The following is a 15,033-nucleotide window of genomic DNA, read 5'->3' on the forward strand; positions in this document are numbered from 1 at the left end:
AAAAGGGGGCAGGACGGCACCCGCCCCCCAACGTTCTGACTACCTGACTACTTGATGAACAGCATCTCCTGGTAGGTGGGCAGCGGCCAGGCGTTGTCGTCCACCAGGGTTTCGAGCCCGTCGACGGCTTCGCGGATCTTGTACATCAGCGGCAGCAGGGTGTCGGCGCAGTGGCGCATGTGGGCAACCTCGCCGTGGGGCGGGCTGGCCAGAGCGGACTCCAGGGCCACGCAGTTGGCCAGCAGCTCCTGGTTGAGCGTGGCGATCCGGCCGGCCATGGCCCGATCGGGCGGCAGACCCAGGGTTTCCTGGTAGTGGAGGGAGTTGGCCAGCTGACCGAGATAGGTCATCACGGCGGGGTACACCTGGGTGCGGGCCATCTGCAGCACCAACTTGGCCTCCACTTCCACCGCCAGCACGTACTGCTCGGCATACACCTCGAAGCGGCTGTGCAGCTCCACCGGGGTGAGCACACCGGTGCGCTCGAACAGGGCCTTGATGTCGTCCCGCTCCAGCACGAGCAGCGCATCGGCGGTGGTGGGGAGGTTCTCCAGGCCCCGTTCGGTCACGGCCTTTTCATGCCACTCACTGGAGTAGCCGTCACCGCCGAACACCACATTGCCGTGCTGCTGCATGATCGCCTGCAGCACTCCAGCGGCTGCCGACTCCAGCGACGCACCGGCACCCATCTTGGCCTCCAGTTCGTCGGCCACGTACTTGAGCGAGTCGGCCAGGATCGTGTTCATGGCCACCAGCGGGCCGGCCACGGATTGATTCGAGCCCACGGCGCGGAACTCGAAGCGGTTGCCGGTGAAGGCGAACGGGGAGGTGCGGTTGCGATCGCCCGGATCCTTGGGGAACTCGGGCAGGGTGTCGACACCGAGCTGCATCAATCCACCGTGGTCGGTACTGCCAAGGTTGCCGTTCTTGATCATCGTGAACACCTCTTCCAGCTGGCTGCCGAGGTACATCGAGATGATCGCCGGCGGCGCTTCGTTGGCACCGAGGCGGTGATCATTACCAGCCGTGGCCACCACAGCACGCAGCAGCGGGCCGTAGAGATGCACGCCACGAATCACAGCACCGCAGAACAACAGGAACTGCATGTTCTCCTCGGGGCTGCTGCCGGGATCCAGCAGGTTGCCTTGGGTGCCGTTGCCCACCGACCAGTTCACGTGCTTGCCGGAGCCGTTGATGCCAGCGAAGGGCTTCTCGTGCAGCAGGCAGTTCATGCCGTGCCGGCGGGCCGTGTTCTTCAGCAGCGTCATGGTGAGCTGCTGGTGGTCGGTGGCTACGTTGGCCGCCTCAAAGAACGGAGCGATCTCGAACTGGCCCGGTGCCACTTCGTTGTGGCGGGTTTTGGCGGGAATGCCCAGCTTGTACATCTGGCGTTCCACATCCTGCATGAACACCTGCACCCGCTGGGGGATCGCACCGAAGTAGTGGTCGTCGAACTGCTGGCCCTTGGCGGAAGGATGGCCGAACAGGGTGCGGCCCGCCAGCAGCAGGTCGGGGCGGAGGGTCACGAAGGCGCTGTCGACCAGGAAGTATTCCTGTTCAGCACCGCAGCTGGAATTGACCGGGGCGATCTCGGTGTTGCCGAGCAACTTGAGCAGCCGCTGGGCCTGTTTGTTCATCGCTGCGTTGGAGCGCAGCAGCGGTGTCTTCTTGTCGAGGGCTTCACCCGTCCACGACACAAACACCGTGGGGATGCAGAGGGTGATGCCGTTGGGCGTCTCCATCAGGAAAGCCGGGCTGGTGATGTCCCAGGCCGTGTAACCGCGGGCTTCGAAGGTGGAGCGGATGCCGCCATTGGGGAAGGAGGAACCATCAGGCTCGCCCTGCACCAGCACCTTGCCGGTGAATTCACAGATGGCCGAACCATCGCTCTGGGTGGAGATGAAGCCGTCGTGCTTCTCCGCCGTGGAGTTGGTGAGCGGATAGAACACGTGGGCGTAGTAGAGGGCGCCACGGCCCACCGCCCAGTCTTTCATCGCCTGGGCTACAACATTGGCCACGGAAACATCAAGTTTGCCGCCTTCCTTGATGGTTTTCTGAACCGATTTGAAGATGTCCTTCGGCAAGGACGACTTCATCTTGGCCAGATCGAAAACGTCAGACGCCCACAACTCCGAGAGGGGCGCAATGGGAGGAAACTCCGGGGATGGCCGTTCCTGGATGCACTGGATGGCCGCGAGACGCTGCGAACTGGGCATGGGGGGCAGAAAAGATCCGCCCAGCATCCAACCCCTCAGCCTTGCCACCAGATGACGCCGTTGCTACAGATCAATTGGTGGGCCCTTCCCCGGTTGCGAATCGCTCAAGCCTCGGGCATTCCCAGTCGGATCCTGCGCAGCATCGAACCAGCAACGAGCGGCAAGAGCCGCGCGCGCTGTGTCAGGCCCGCGGCGCCCTTCACTGACCACGTCATGCGACAGACTGAACCTGCATTCCGCTGCAGCGTCGATGGTTCGCTACTACCTCCTGCTGCCGGATCCGAAGGCCGGAGCCGAGGCCACGCTCGGGCGCATGCTCGACGACCGCTCCGAAGCCTGCTTCGACGCCACCACCACACCCCCGGGCTGGCAGAACTGCACGAATCAGATTCAGCGCCGGCTGCACGCCCACGACAAGATCGCCGAAATCAGCCTGGAGCGCGCTCAGGCCTGGCAACCCTCAGCCTTTGCCTGAACCCGGCCGCGAGTTACCGCCCGGCCCCGAGGCCCAGGTTGACGCCGGATCAGGGCGATGCCAACGCCCCTGGGGATGGTTCGAGACCCTTGCCGATGGTGAGTCCTACCGGGTGAAACGGCTGCTGGTCCTGGCCCACCAGCGCATCAGCCTCCAACGTCATCGCCACCGCTGTGAGCACTGGGTCGTGGTGGCCGGCAACGGTCGGCTTGAACTGGAGGGGGAATCCATCCCGGCCCGGCCGGGTGTCACCTTGTTCATCCCTGTGGGCGCGATGCATCGGCTCACCGCCGGCTCCAGCGATCTGGTCCTGATTGAGGTGCAGCGGGGCGACCGTCTCGAAGAAAGTGATATCGAGCGTTGGCAGGACGATTACGGCCGGGCCGTCAGCAGCACATGACGGGGATTCCGGCCGTTCAGGTGTTACATTGTGCGCTCACCCTTTGATGAAGGGCAAGGCAGGCGTGCTACAGGCCATCAAGGCCATGAGCTTCGGGTTGCTGCCGGCCTGTGTTGAAGGAACTCCTCAGGCCCCAGCCACCCACCCAGATTCGTGACCCAGCCTTCTGCTTGCGAGAGCTTCGCGTGCTCTGTTGACACCGACGCGTCCCTCCCCGCCTCCAATTCCACCTCGACGAGCCATCCCATCACCACCCTTTCTCTCTCCGCCGACCCGATCGCCACGGATTCCGCCGCAACCCCAGCCCTGCCGCTGACGAGCGTCGATCTCACCGCCCTGGAAGCCACCAGCCCCGCCGTGACGGACGCCACAACCGAGGCCAGCACCCTGATCGGTCCGCTCACCACCACCGCAGCACCTGCCGAAGCGAAGAACGGCTTCGCCAGCTTTGGTTTCTCCGCCGAGCTGCTGGAGGCCGTCGAAGGCTGCGGCTACACCGAGCCTTCCCCGATCCAGAAAGCCGCCATTCCTGAGCTGCTGCTCGGCCGTGATCTGGTCGGACAGGCGCAGACCGGCACCGGCAAGACAGCCGCCTTCGCCCTGCCCCTGCTGGCCCGCCTTGATCCGGCCCAACGCACCCCCCAGGTGCTGGTGCTCACGCCCACCCGCGAGCTGGCGCTGCAGGTGGCGGAATCCTTCAACAGCTATGCCACCAAGCTCCCGCAGGTGCGGGTGCTTCCCATCTACGGCGGAGCCGATTTCCGCGATCAGATCGTGCGTCTGCGCCGTGGCGTGCAGGTGGTGGTGGGCACACCTGGCCGGGTGATGGATCACATGCGCCAGGGCACCCTTGATCTTTCCGGCCTGCGCAGCCTCGTGCTCGACGAAGCCGATGAAATGCTGCGCATGGGCTTCATCGACGACGTGGAGTGGGTGCTGGGGCAGTTGCCGAGCGAGCGGCAGGTGATCCTGTTCTCCGCCACCATGCCGTCCGAAATCCGGCGGCTTTCGAAGAACTATCTCCGCAGCCCGGCGGAAGTGACGATTCGGCAGAAAGGCGCTGAATCCAGTTCCATCCGCCAGCGCCATCTGGTGGTGAACGGATCCCAGAAACTGGAAGCTCTCACCCGGGTGCTCGAGGCCGAAAGCAGCGAGGGTGTGATCATCTTTGCCCGCACCAAGGCCATCACCCTGGCGGTGTCCGAAGCGCTCGAACAGCAGGGCCACGATGTCGCTGTGCTCAACGGCGATGTGCCGCAGGCCCAGCGGGAGCGCACCGTTGAGCGGCTGCGCAGCGGCAAGGTGAACGTGCTTGTGGCCACGGATGTGGCGGCGCGCGGCCTCGACGTCGACCGCATCACCCTGGTGATCAACTTCGACATCCCCTTCGACAGCGAGGCCTACGTGCACCGCATCGGCCGCACCGGCCGGGCCGGACGCAAGGGCGACGCGATCCTGTTCCTCACACCACGCGAGCGCCGCTTCCTCTCAGGTCTCGAGCGTGCCGTCGGCAAGCCGATCGAGCCGATGGAGGTGCCCAGCAACGCCGACATCAACCAGAGCCGGCTGGATCGCCTGCGTCAGCGCCTCACCGCCGCTGTGCAGGAGCCCACAAGTGAGCCCCAGGAACTGGCCCTGCTCAGCGAGATTATCCAGCGGGTAGGCCGCGAGATCGAGGTCACCCCGGAGCAGCTGGCCCTGGCCGCCCTCCAGCTCGCCGTGGGCGATCGCCCGCTGCTCGCCCAGGGTGAAGAAAACTGGCAGCAGAGCGGAGGACGCGACCGTGACCGTCAACGGGACGGCGATGGCCGCCGTGGCGAGCGCGGCGAGCAACGGCGGCCCCTTGGCCAAGGCCGCAACGGCGGCGGGTTCCGCGAGGAAGGCAGCGCGCCCCCCGACGACCAGATGGACCGGTTCCGCATCGAAGTGGGCTGGCGTGACCGCGTCAAGCCGGGCAACATCGTGGGAGCGATCGCCAATGAGGCTGGCCTCAACGGCCGCAGCATCGGCAGGATCCAGATCTTCGACACGCACAGCGTGATCGATCTGCCCAAGGGAATGCCTGAAGATGTGTTCGCTGCTCTCGCCCGCCTGCGGGTGATGAACAAGGAGCTGCAGATTTCCCGTCACCAGGGCTGAGCCCTTCAGCCCCTCCCCGCCATTGCCCTGAGGCCCTCCATGCGCCTGGTCTTCACCTTCACCTCGCTGGCTGCCCTCACGCTCTTTGCCCAACCGGTGCAGGCCGATACGTTGAGCGCATCGGCTTCCACCCGCAACGACAGCGTCACCAGGTTCTGCCTGGCGGGGTTCCAGGCCGCCTTCCAAGCGGCCCGCAAAGTGCCCCCGGATGGCATGGGGGCCTACACCTGCAACTGCTTCGTGGAGCAGGTGAACAAGGGCTCCAGCATCCAGGGCGCCACCGACATCTGCCGGCAGCTCGCCACGACCAAGTACCGGCTCTGAGCGTTCAGCTCCAGAGGCTGGTCACACCATCGGTGCACAGCAGGCTCACCTGCTCCAGGGGCAGGTTTTCGATCGTGGCGATCAAGGTCGTCTGCACCTCGGTGGACTCGGTGAGCACCAGGGATTGCAGCAGGTCGAAACGGTCCTGAGGGGCGAGTTCGCCGTTCTCGCACCAGGCCAGACTCCAGGGGACAGGGGCAGACATTGGTTCGGGATCGCCGGGTGTTGGTTCCGTGACAATCAGACGGCCTTCGCCCATTTCCTCCCTTCTTCCCTTTTCCTTCCGTTCTGCTTCACGCTTTGCCACGCCTGCCCAGGCCATGCCGCCACTTTCTTCGCCCCAGCACGAGCCCCAACACTCTGCCCCCGCGCTGAAGCGGCTGCTGCGAGCCCTGCGGCCGCACCGCCGGCGGGTGTGGCAGGCGGCGTTCTGTTCGGTGCTCAACAAAATCTTCGATCTGGCGCCGCCGGTGCTGATCGGCCTGGCGGTGGATGTGGTGGTCCGCCAGCAGACTTCCAGCCTCGCCGCGCTCGGTTTCCGCAGCGTGCCGAGCCAGCTGGGGCTGCTGGCCCTGCTCTCGTTCGTGATCTGGAGCGCCGAATCCGGCTTCGAATACCTCTATGGCGTGCTGTGGCGCAACCTCGCCCAGACCGTGCAGCACGAGCTGCGGCTTGAGGCCTACGGCCATCTGCAGCAGCTGGAGATGGCCTTCTTCGAGTCGAGCAGCAGCGGCCGGCTGATGGCGATCCTCAACGACGACATCAACCAGCTCGAGCGCTTCCTCGACCATGGCGCCAACGAGCTGCTGCAACTGGTGACCACCGTGGTGGCGGTGGGCGGGGCCATGGCCGTGCTCTCCCCCAGCGTGGCGGGGGTGGCATTTCTGCCGATCCCGGTGATCCTCTGGGGCTCGCTCAGCTTCCAGAAGCGGCTGGCCCCGCGCTACCGCGAGGTGCGTGAACGGGCTGGCGATCTCAACAGCAGCCTGGCCAACAACCTCGGCGGCATGCTCACGATCAAGAGCTTCGCCGCTGAAGCCTGGGAGCTGGAGCGCCTCCGCGGCGAAAGCGAGGCCTACCGCGCCAGCAACCGCCGCGCGATCCGCATCTCGGCCGCCTTCATTCCGCTGATCCGCTTCGCGATCCTGTTCGCCTTCCTGGCGATTCTGGTGATCGGCGGCCTGCAGGCGTGGCAGGGAGCGATCGCTGTAGGCAGCTACAGCTTTCTGGTGTTCATCACCCAGCGTCTGCTCTGGCCGCTCACCACCCTGGGCCGCACCCTCGACGACTATCAGCGGGCCATGGCCTCCACCACCCGGGTGCTCGATCTGCTCGAAACTCCGGTGAGCATTCCCGGCGGCTCCCGGCCGCTGCCCCTTGAGCAGGTGCAGGGCAGGCTCGAGTTCCGCGCGGTGGACTTCGCCTACGGCGGCCGCGACCCCTTGCTGAATGGATTCGAGCTCACCGTGCCGGCCGGCAGCACCGTGGGCATCGTTGGCGCCACGGGCTCGGGCAAGAGCACGATCGTGAAGCTGCTGCTGCGGCTCTATGAGGTGCAGGCGGGCGAGATCCTGCTGGATGGCCAGCCAATTCGGGAGCTGCGGCTCGAAGATCTTCGCCGTGCCATCGGCCTGGTGAGCCAGGAGGTGTTCCTGTTCCACGGCACCGTGGCCGAGAACATCGCCTACGGCAGCTTCAGAGCCAGCCGCACGGCCATCGCCCGAGCCGCCGCCCTCGCCGAAGCCGCCGGCTTCATCGAGGCCCTGCCACAGGGCTACGACACTGTCGTGGGCGAGCGGGGCCAGCGGCTCTCAGGCGGTCAGCGGCAGCGGATCGCCCTGGCCAGGGCCATTCTCAAGAATCCGCCTGTGCTGATCCTTGATGAGGCCACCGCTGCGGTGGACAACGAAACCGAGGCCGCCATCCAGCGTTCCCTTGACCACATCACCGCCTCTCGCACCACGCTGGTGATCGCCCACCGGCTCAGCACCGTGCGCCACGCCGATCGGATCGTGGTGATTGACCAGGGTCGCATCGTGGAAGCCGGGCGCCACGAAGAGCTGATCGTCCGCAACGGCGCCTACGCCAACCTCTGGCGCGTGCAGGCCGGACTGCGCCGCGAAGAACCGCTGCTGGCCTGAACACAGGCAGGCATCCGCTGCCCCCTTGATACGGCACGACGGGGTGGGCGGGAATGTTGCAGCATGGACAACTCCTTCAGGGCCCCCTGCTGCCCCCTGACGATGGCGCCGAGCTCCGGTCCCCACGAACTGCCGACGACGTCCCAGACGGAGTTGCTGGAGTTGCCCGTCGAGCGCCTCCAGCCCACCCAGCTCTGCCTCGGTCTGGCGGAGGTGCGGGCCCGGGCCTGTGATTTCCGCCTCGAATCCGCTGCCAGCCGCCGCCGTTACCTGCGCAGCCGCCCGGTGCCGGTCGCCGTCAGCAGCGCCGGTGAGCACTGGATGATCGATCGCCATCACCGGCTGCGGGCCCTGCTCGACGTCGACCCGGACGTGAGCGTGTTCTGTGCGGTGGTGCTGCGGCTGGAGGGCGCCAGCCGGGCCCATTGCCTCGAGGAGCTCAATCGCCGCGGCTGGCTCTATCTGCACGATGGCGAGGGGCGCGGTCCCCACCCGGCGGAGCGCCTGCCGAGGCGGCTGGAGGCACTCGACGACGACCCCTATCGCAGCCTGGTCTGGAAGCTGAAGCAGGAGGGGCTGATCCGTGCCCAACCCACCCTGCCCTTCCACGAGTTTCGCTGGGGCGCCTGGCTGCGTCAGCAGGCGCTGCCGCCGTTCAGTTCGATCGAGCTGGATCCGGCTCTGCCGGCGGCGCGGGAACTGGTGCGCCAACGCCGCGATCCTGGGAGCTGAGGTCACCAGCTCAGAAACTGACTGATGCCGGCGGGCCTGGGAGGGAAATCCACCGCCAGGATGAAATAAGGTTTCAATATGAAGACATCGGCAGCGAAGCGCCAGAGATCCACAGCGGTTCCTTCGGCGCCTTCAGCCGGATACCCGAGCGCTCCGCCCCCCAAGCGCCGGTCCAGCGGATTGGGGCCGATCCTGCTCGCCGTGATGTTCGGGCTCGGCGGCGGCCTCGCCCTGGCGGTGCCCTTGGCCGATCTGATCAAGGGCAACACCACTGTGAAGCTGGAAGGCTTCCGCAATCCCTTCGGCAGCTGGGTTGACACCGATCGCGACCTGCTCGTGCTCGGCTCCGACGTGGGTGGTGGCAACACCGATGTGATCTTCACGCTGCGGGTGGAGAACGGCAAAACCCAGATCACCCAGGTGCCGCGAGACACCTACATCGATTCCGCCCGCTTCGGCCCGGTCAAGGCCAACGCTCTCTACGCCTACGGCGGCATCGAAGCCGCGAAGGAGGAGCTTTCTGAGCGCCTCGGTCGACCCATCGGCCACTACATCAAGGTGAATCTGAGCGCGATCCGCCGCATGGGCGATGTGCTCGGTGGCGTCGAGGTGGATGTGCCCAAGCGCATGTACTACGTCGACAACAGCCAGGGCCTCTACATCGACCTGCAGCCGGGCATGCAGACGCTCAAGGGCCGCGACCTGGAAGGCTTCCTGCGCTGGCGCCACGACGAGAACGGTGACATCGGCCGCATCGAGCGGCAGCAGCTGGTGCTGGCCGCGGTGTTTCGCAAGCTGATCCGGCCGGACAACCTGATGCGTCTGCCCACCCTGCTCTCCGCCGCCGGGGAGGATGTCAAGACCGATCTCGGGCCGATGCAGATCGGCGGCCTGATCACCGCCATGGCCTCCACCCAGCTCAGCACCGAGCGGCTCGGCGGCCGCCCGTTCGACCGCAACGGCATCAGCTACTGGGAAGCCGACTGGCCCAGCACCGCCGGCACCGCCAGCTCCTCCAAGGAGTCGTCGGACAACGGCCGCTACCGCTTCCTGTTCTGAGCCACGGCGCCAGGGTCGCCGCCACCTTCCAGCTACTGATCCTCAGCCTCCTGCCATCAGCCCTCAGCGGCCATGGACGGAGCCGGTACCGTGCCGGCAATGCGCCGCAGCGCTGCGATGGCTCCACTCTCCCCCCTGCTTCAGCAGAGCCTGCGCCTTGGCCTCGCCAGCCTGATCACCGCCGCGATCGCGCTCTGGAGCGATCGGATCGCGTTCGTGTGGTACCCGCTGCTGGCCGTGATCTTCGTCATCGATGACAACGACGAGCTGACCGTCAAAGCGGCCCTCGCCCGGGTGCTCGGCACCGCCAGCGGCGGTCTGGTGGCCTTTCTTGTGCACACGATCATGGGCGGCTGGCCCGCGGTGCTGGTGTCCCTGCTGCTGACCGTGCCCCTGCTGCGGCTGCTGGGCTGGCAAGGAGGGCTGTCCACCGCCGTGACGATCAGCCTGATGTTCCTGCTGATCCCCCACTACACCGCGCTCAACTGGGACTACGTGTTCAACCGCACGGTGGACACGTCCGTGGGAATCGTGGTGGCGCTGCTGACGGCCCTGCTGTTCTGGCCGAAGAACAGGCTGCAGCGCATCGGGGCCCTCGAGCGGCAGATCCACACCAGCCTGCAGACGCAGCTCGCTGCCCTCACGGCGTGGGCTCTGGGCAGGCAGGCACGCCCTGCACCGCTGTCCCGTGCCGAGTTCACCGCCCGCCTGCTCGCTCTCGAACAGCTGGTGCAGCAGGAGCAGGCGGGCCATGCACGGCACCTGCTGCGGCAGGCACGCTGGCGCCAGCGGCTGCTGATCTGGCAGACGATCCACCACCACTGGGTGCAGTTCGAACGGCTGCTCGGCCAGCTCCCCGCCGACCTGGCCGGCGAGCCAGCTGTCGCCGCGTTGGCATCGCAGCTGCAACGGGCGCTTCAGCAGCTGCAGGCGCCGGCGTCAGGCGACGGGCCGCTGCAGCTGCAGCCAGCCTCCGGGGAGCAGACCCTGCCCTCGCTGCTGCTGCTCTCGCTGGAGGAGGAACACAACCGGCTGCGGCGGGCGCTGCTTTCGCTGCAGTTCTGCGAGCGGAGCACCCTGCCCCGCACCGCCAGCTCCCGCTTGGAGCCGGCGCGATGAAGCTTCCGCCACGGCAGGAATGGCGCCTGGCCCTGGTGACCGGGCTGAGTACGGGCTTTGCGGTGCTGAGTCCGTTGCCGGATGGCTACTACATGCCGATGGCGATCACCGCCGTGATGGCCGGCAGCTACGGCGGCTCCTATGCACTGGGTCGCCAGCGGCTGCTGGGCAGCCTGATGGGGGTGGCCATCCTGTTGGTGTGCCAGAGCGGCCTGCGCCTGCCCTTGCCCCTGGCCCTCGGCATCGCCCTGACGCTCACCCGCCTGCTGGGCGGTGCGCTGGGTCTGCAGAGCGGCTACAAGGTGGCTGGCTTCATCGTGGTGATGGGCTGGCTGGTGCACAGTTCCAACCTCTCCAGCTGGATTCCGCTGCGCCTGGGCTGGACCTGCCTGGGAATCGTGGTGGGGTTGCTGGCCGTGCGCTGGATCTGGCCCAGCCGGGCGATCCAGCAGCAGAACGACGGCTGCCGGCGCCTGATGGGCACGATCGCAGCCGCCTTGCGCGAGGAAGGCCAGCGACTCGGCAGCCCGCTGGCCCCCGCCGCTTCCCCCGGCGAGCGGCGCCGGCGCCACCGGCAGGACCTGACCCAACTAGTGGCCCTGCGGCAGGGGCGGCCGGCGGCGATCACGGAGCTGGGGCTCAACCCGGCCCGGCAGCCGCTGCATCACCTGTGGCAACTGTGCGATGCCACCTTTTCGCTGTTGCTTGGAACCCTCGACGGGCTGCGCAGCCTGCCGCCTCCACTGTTGTCACCGTCGGCGCTGGTGGAGCTGAGAATGGCGGAAGTGAGGCTGCTGGAGGCCATGGCCCAGCGGCTGGAGGGATGGCAGACCTGCCGCTTCGCGCAGGACGAACCGCTGCCGTCGCTGACGGCCAGCGGCAGGCAGGCAGGCTTGCAGAGCCAGGCACTGGCCCTGGCGGCCCTGCGCACCTGCCGCGAGCTGCTGCACAGCCCCGCCTTCGAGCTGGTGCCGAACGTGCGCCAGCGCCAGGTGGCCCGGCGCCTGATGCTGCTGGAGCAGGCAGCCGAGGGCCTCGAAACGATGGACCGGCGCTGGCAGGCGCTGCAGGCATGACCAGACTCCCTTCCGGGCCTGCGATCGCCACCAGGCTCGCCCTGAGCGTGACGTTGCTGGGGATCGCGCTGGAGCAGGGCCGCGGTGTGGCACTGGCAGCCGGGGCCGACCCTCATCACCACGCCGCTGCGCTGGAGCGCGCCTGGAGCCGCCTGGACGCCGAATTGCGCCTGCTGGACCAGCTGTTGCCCGGGCCGGAGGACGGGGGAGCCGGCGGCGCCACCCCCGGTGAGACGCCACCGGCCCCACCCCCGCTAGCCCTGCCGACGGCGGCGCAGCTCAGCGATCAGCAGGTGCAGGCGCTCAGCCTGGAGCAGGCGGTGGTGATCGCGCTGGCCGAAAGTCCGCAGGTTCAGGCCCGGCGCCTGGAGGTGGCCGCAGCCCTGGCCCAGCTGCAAAGCCGCCTGGGCACCTACTGGCCCCGCATCGCCGCCGTGGGCGGGCTGGCCTACGACCAGACAGCGACGCGGTTCGGGGTGCCCGCCGGCAACGGCAGCCTCGCCCTCGGGCCCAACTTCGCCGCATCCGGGCTGCAGGCCGCCGATGGCTCGACCACCAATGGCCCCTTCTTCGTGCCCAGCGGTGCCACCGCCACCTTGAACCAGGGGGTGCGCCAGCTGAGCGGTGGCCTGGAGCTGGATCTGGCTTTGCTGGACTTCGCCCGCAGCCCCTCGATCCAGGCGGCCCGGGCGCGGCTGCGGCAGGCACGGGCCGCCTACGCCAACAGCCTGCGGCACCGGCAGCTGGAGGTGAGTGAGGCCTATTACGGCCTGCAGCGGGCCGACCAGCTGGTGCGCATCCGCGAAGCCGACCTGCGCAACGATGGCGTGATCCTGCAAGAGGTGCTGGCGCTCAAGCAGGCCGGGCTCGTGCCCCGGCTCGACCTGCTGCGCCGCCAGGCCTTCGAAGCCGAAAGCGAGGAACAGCTGATCCAGGCCCGCGCCGACCAGGCGGTGGCTCGGCGTCGGCTGGCCGTGCTGCTCAATCTGCCGGCCAACCTCACCCCCCGCGCGGCGGACCCGATCCGGATCCAGTCCCGCTGGCCGTTCGGGCTGGAGGAGAGCCTGCTGGCCGCCTATCGCGACAACCCCGAGCTGGCGCTGGTGCTGGCCAGCCGCGACGCCCTGGCCAAGGACCGGCAGGCCCTGGCCGCCCAGCTGCTGCCCCGCCTGAGCCTGTTCGCCGCCGCGGCCGCCGGCAGCAGCCAGACCCAGCAGTGGAACATCAGCGGCGACTGCTGTGGCACGACGGTGATTCCCACCCAGAACAGCGCAGGCACGGACTGGTCGGTGGGGCTGGCCTTCCGCTGGCTGCTGTTCGACGGCGGCAGCACGGCCGCGGCGCTGCGCAGCCTGACGCAGCAGGAGCAGGCCGAGGCGCAGCGCTATGCCGCCTCACGCAACGACATCCGCCTGCGGCTGGAGCAGGCCTTCTTCGAACATGGGGCCAGCCTGGGAAAACTGGCCTCCAGCCAGCGGGGGGTGCGCGCCAGCCTGGAGGCCTTTCGGGATGCCCGGCTCCGCTATCAGAGCGGTCTGGCCAACGAAGTCACCCTATCGCTCACCCAGGACCGGCTGATCACCAGCCTGGTGCAGCGACTGGAGGCCACGGTGGCCGTGAACATCACCTACGCCCGACTGCTGCGGGAACTGCTGCCGATGCCCACCGACCCCGAGGCCGTCGTGCCGGTGCAGCTCACGGTTCCAGAGGCCGGCCGTCGGCAACTGGGGCCGTGACGAGCCCGGGCAACGCGAAGCTCCGGATCAGCAGCCTGCGGCTGCGCCGCTCAACGCTCGCCGCTGGAGACGAAGCGCTCGATGCGGTACGCCAGCACCACCAGCAGCACCACCAACCAGAACCAAAGCTCCGGCGCATTGGCGTTGAGCAGCACCACCAGCAGCACCACTTCGGCCACCAGCCAGGGCAGCTCCCGCCGCAGCGGGCTGGATTCGCCGGTCGGCGGGGGCGGATTCGCAGTCATGGCAACGCCCCCGCGGTGGGGCTGGGGCTGATGGCCGGAGCGGCCGTCGGCGCCTTCGGAAGCGGTCGGTCGCTCTGGCGGAGGTCTCCGTCATCCCAGCGGCGATCGAAGCCGAAGGTGCGGAAGCCGCCGGTGAGCGAGCGCAGGCCGGGCAGCAGATAGGAGATCGGGGTGCGCCATTCCACGTAGGCATGGCCCGTGACGGTGAGACCTTCCCGCACCGGGAACACACTGCTGCCCCGCGAGAGGGTCCAGCGGAAGCCATCGAGGCTGGCGGGGTCACGCTCCAGGCTGATCTCGGCGCGCATCACCGGCCCGCCTTCCACGAGGGAGCGGGCCAGCTGGGGGTTGCCGATCGTGGTGGAGATGTCCTCCTCGGTGGCGGGCAACACATTGACCTGCCGGACCCGGCCCACGATGCCACCGAAGCGGCTGCGCTGGTCCCAGTCGGGCACGACCTCCACCGGCAGATCACGGCGCAGGCGACGGGCATCGGCGGGAGGGAAGTAGGCCACAGCGATCAGTGGCTGGGAGCCGCTCCCACGCCCGATCGTGCCCAGCCGCTGGCCCACGGCCACGGTCTGCCCGGGGATCACCTGCAGATCCAGCACCTCCCCATCGCGATCGGCGTGCAGGCGGCCGTTGAAGGCCAGCTGCGCCTCGCTGACCCGCAGCTGACGGCGCAGATCATCGATGCGAAAACGCCGCTGCAGCGCCGCGGTCTCCAGCTCGAGCTTCACCTGCTGAAAGGCGGTGAGCAGGTTCCGCTCTTCGATCGCCACCTGATCGAGGTTCACGGCCGTGGCGGTGAGGCCCTGCTCCACCGTCACCACTTCGGAGGAGAGCGGGGCCACCACCTCCCGCCGGCTCAGCCACTCCAGCTGGTTGAACTTGGCGGCGTAGGTGTTCTTGAGGGCGCCGAAGCGGCTGCGGTCAGCGCCCAGCTTGGCGAGGGCGGTGGCAAGCGCCTGCCGTTCGGTGGCGAGGCGTTGGTCGTCGCGGGCGGTGAGCTGTTCGTTCTGACGTTCGAGCTCCCGCAGGTTGGCTCGCTGCTGCTCGATCTCCCGCTCCAGCACCGGCAGATAGAGCTCCACCAGCACCTGGCCGCGTCGCACTCGATCGCCCACGGCCACAAGCAGGCGCCGCACCTGGCCGCCGGCGCGGGCGTCGATCAGGCCGGCACTGCCGGGCAGCAGCAGCACCCCCTTGCCCATCACCTCGGTGGGCACACGCCAGAAGCAGGCCCAGAGCACCACCGCACCGACGACACCGCCCAGACACCACGCCACCTTCCGCCGCGGAGGCATCCCCTTCCAATGGTCAGGCCGCAGCAGGTGCATGGCCGCCAGCTTGGTGGGTCACGGGGTTCCT

At 67.9% G+C, this 15,033-nt stretch carries 14 protein-coding genes; 10 read left to right on the plus strand and 4 right to left on the minus strand.

All coding sequences use genetic code 11. The features are described 5' to 3' along the window. Positions 1-47 precede the first annotated feature (47 nt). A complete protein-coding gene (locus CJZ80_RS05330) occupies positions 48-2,216 on the minus strand; it encodes a glutamine synthetase III (protein WP_094511088.1) in 2,169 nt (722 codons plus the stop codon). 250 nt (positions 2,217-2,466) lie between these two features. On the opposite strand from CJZ80_RS05330, the gene CJZ80_RS05335 reads away from it, so the two are divergent. From CJZ80_RS05335 to CJZ80_RS05350, 4 genes are all read left to right on the plus strand, one after another. Next, the gene (locus tag CJZ80_RS05335; RefSeq protein ID WP_094511015.1) at positions 2,467-2,691 is read left to right on the plus strand and encodes a hypothetical protein; all 225 of its coding nucleotides are present in this window, start codon (positions 2,467-2,469) and stop codon (positions 2,689-2,691) included. Next, on the plus strand, positions 2,684-3,091 hold the full coding sequence (locus CJZ80_RS05340; RefSeq protein ID WP_094511016.1) for a phosphomannose isomerase type II C-terminal cupin domain: 408 nt from the start codon (positions 2,684-2,686) through the stop codon (positions 3,089-3,091). The genes CJZ80_RS05335 and CJZ80_RS05340 overlap by 8 nt, the downstream gene beginning before the upstream one ends. A 306-nt stretch (positions 3,092-3,397) precedes the next feature. Beyond that, positions 3,398-5,230 carry a DEAD/DEAH box helicase gene (locus CJZ80_RS05345; RefSeq protein WP_369802995.1) on the plus strand — a complete coding sequence of 611 codons (1,833 nt, stop codon included), beginning with the start codon at positions 3,398-3,400 and terminating at the stop codon, positions 5,228-5,230. A 39-nt stretch (positions 5,231-5,269) separates the two neighbouring features. Beyond that, the gene (locus CJZ80_RS05350; protein WP_094511018.1) at positions 5,270-5,554 is read left to right on the plus strand and encodes a hypothetical protein; all 285 of its coding nucleotides are present in this window, start codon (positions 5,270-5,272) and stop codon (positions 5,552-5,554) included. Between the two features lie 4 nt (positions 5,555-5,558). Here CJZ80_RS05350 and CJZ80_RS05355 read toward each other — a convergent pair whose 3' ends face one another. Next, positions 5,559-5,759, minus strand: a complete 201-nt coding sequence (locus CJZ80_RS05355; protein ID WP_094511019.1) for a hypothetical protein — start codon at positions 5,757-5,759, stop codon at positions 5,559-5,561. A 115-nt stretch (positions 5,760-5,874) separates the two neighbouring features. Here CJZ80_RS05355 and CJZ80_RS05360 point away from each other — a divergent pair, with 115 nt between their 5' ends. The 6 genes from CJZ80_RS05360 to CJZ80_RS05385 all read left to right on the plus strand — a co-directional run bounded on the left by CJZ80_RS05360 (position 5,875) and on the right by CJZ80_RS05385 (position 13,417). Beyond that, positions 5,875-7,695, plus strand: a complete 1,821-nt coding sequence (locus CJZ80_RS05360; protein ID WP_094511020.1) for an ABC transporter ATP-binding protein — start codon at positions 5,875-5,877, stop codon at positions 7,693-7,695. Between the two features lie 102 nt (positions 7,696-7,797). Continuing rightward, on the plus strand, positions 7,798-8,427 hold the full coding sequence (locus CJZ80_RS05365; RefSeq protein WP_094511089.1) for a ParB/Srx family N-terminal domain-containing protein: 630 nt from the start codon (positions 7,798-7,800) through the stop codon (positions 8,425-8,427). 204 nt (positions 8,428-8,631) lie between these two features. Continuing rightward, on the plus strand, positions 8,632-9,486 hold the full coding sequence (locus CJZ80_RS05370) for an LCP family protein (protein WP_233132847.1): 855 nt from the start codon (positions 8,632-8,634) through the stop codon (positions 9,484-9,486). A gap of 72 nt (positions 9,487-9,558) precedes the next feature. After that, entirely contained in the window at positions 9,559-10,605 is a 1,047-nt protein-coding gene (locus CJZ80_RS05375; RefSeq protein WP_233132829.1) for an aromatic acid exporter family protein, read from the plus strand. Next, positions 10,602-11,681, plus strand: coding sequence for an FUSC family protein (locus tag CJZ80_RS05380; protein WP_094511022.1), 1,080 nt, complete (start codon positions 10,602-10,604; stop codon positions 11,679-11,681). The genes CJZ80_RS05375 and CJZ80_RS05380 overlap by 4 nt, the downstream gene beginning before the upstream one ends. Beyond that, positions 11,678-13,417, plus strand: coding sequence for a TolC family protein (locus CJZ80_RS05385; protein WP_094511023.1), 1,740 nt, complete (start codon positions 11,678-11,680; stop codon positions 13,415-13,417). The genes CJZ80_RS05380 and CJZ80_RS05385 overlap by 4 nt, the downstream gene beginning before the upstream one ends. Before the next feature lie 50 nt (positions 13,418-13,467). On the opposite strand, the gene CJZ80_RS05390 is transcribed toward CJZ80_RS05385, so the two are convergent. Both CJZ80_RS05390 and CJZ80_RS05395 read right to left on the minus strand, forming a co-directional pair. Then, positions 13,468-13,662: a hypothetical protein gene (locus CJZ80_RS05390; RefSeq protein WP_094511024.1), complete on the minus strand. Its 195-nt coding sequence runs from the start codon at positions 13,660-13,662 to the stop codon at positions 13,468-13,470. Further along, complete coding sequence (locus CJZ80_RS05395) at positions 13,659-14,969, minus strand: NHLP bacteriocin system secretion protein (RefSeq protein ID WP_233132830.1); 1,311 nt, start codon at positions 14,967-14,969, stop codon at positions 13,659-13,661. The genes CJZ80_RS05390 and CJZ80_RS05395 overlap by 4 nt, the downstream gene beginning before the upstream one ends. Positions 14,970-15,033: the final 64 nt, after the last annotated feature.

The sequence above is a fragment of the Synechococcus sp. MW101C3 genome (assembly GCF_002252635.1).
Classification (GTDB): domain Bacteria; phylum Cyanobacteriota; class Cyanobacteriia; order PCC-6307; family Cyanobiaceae; genus MW101C3.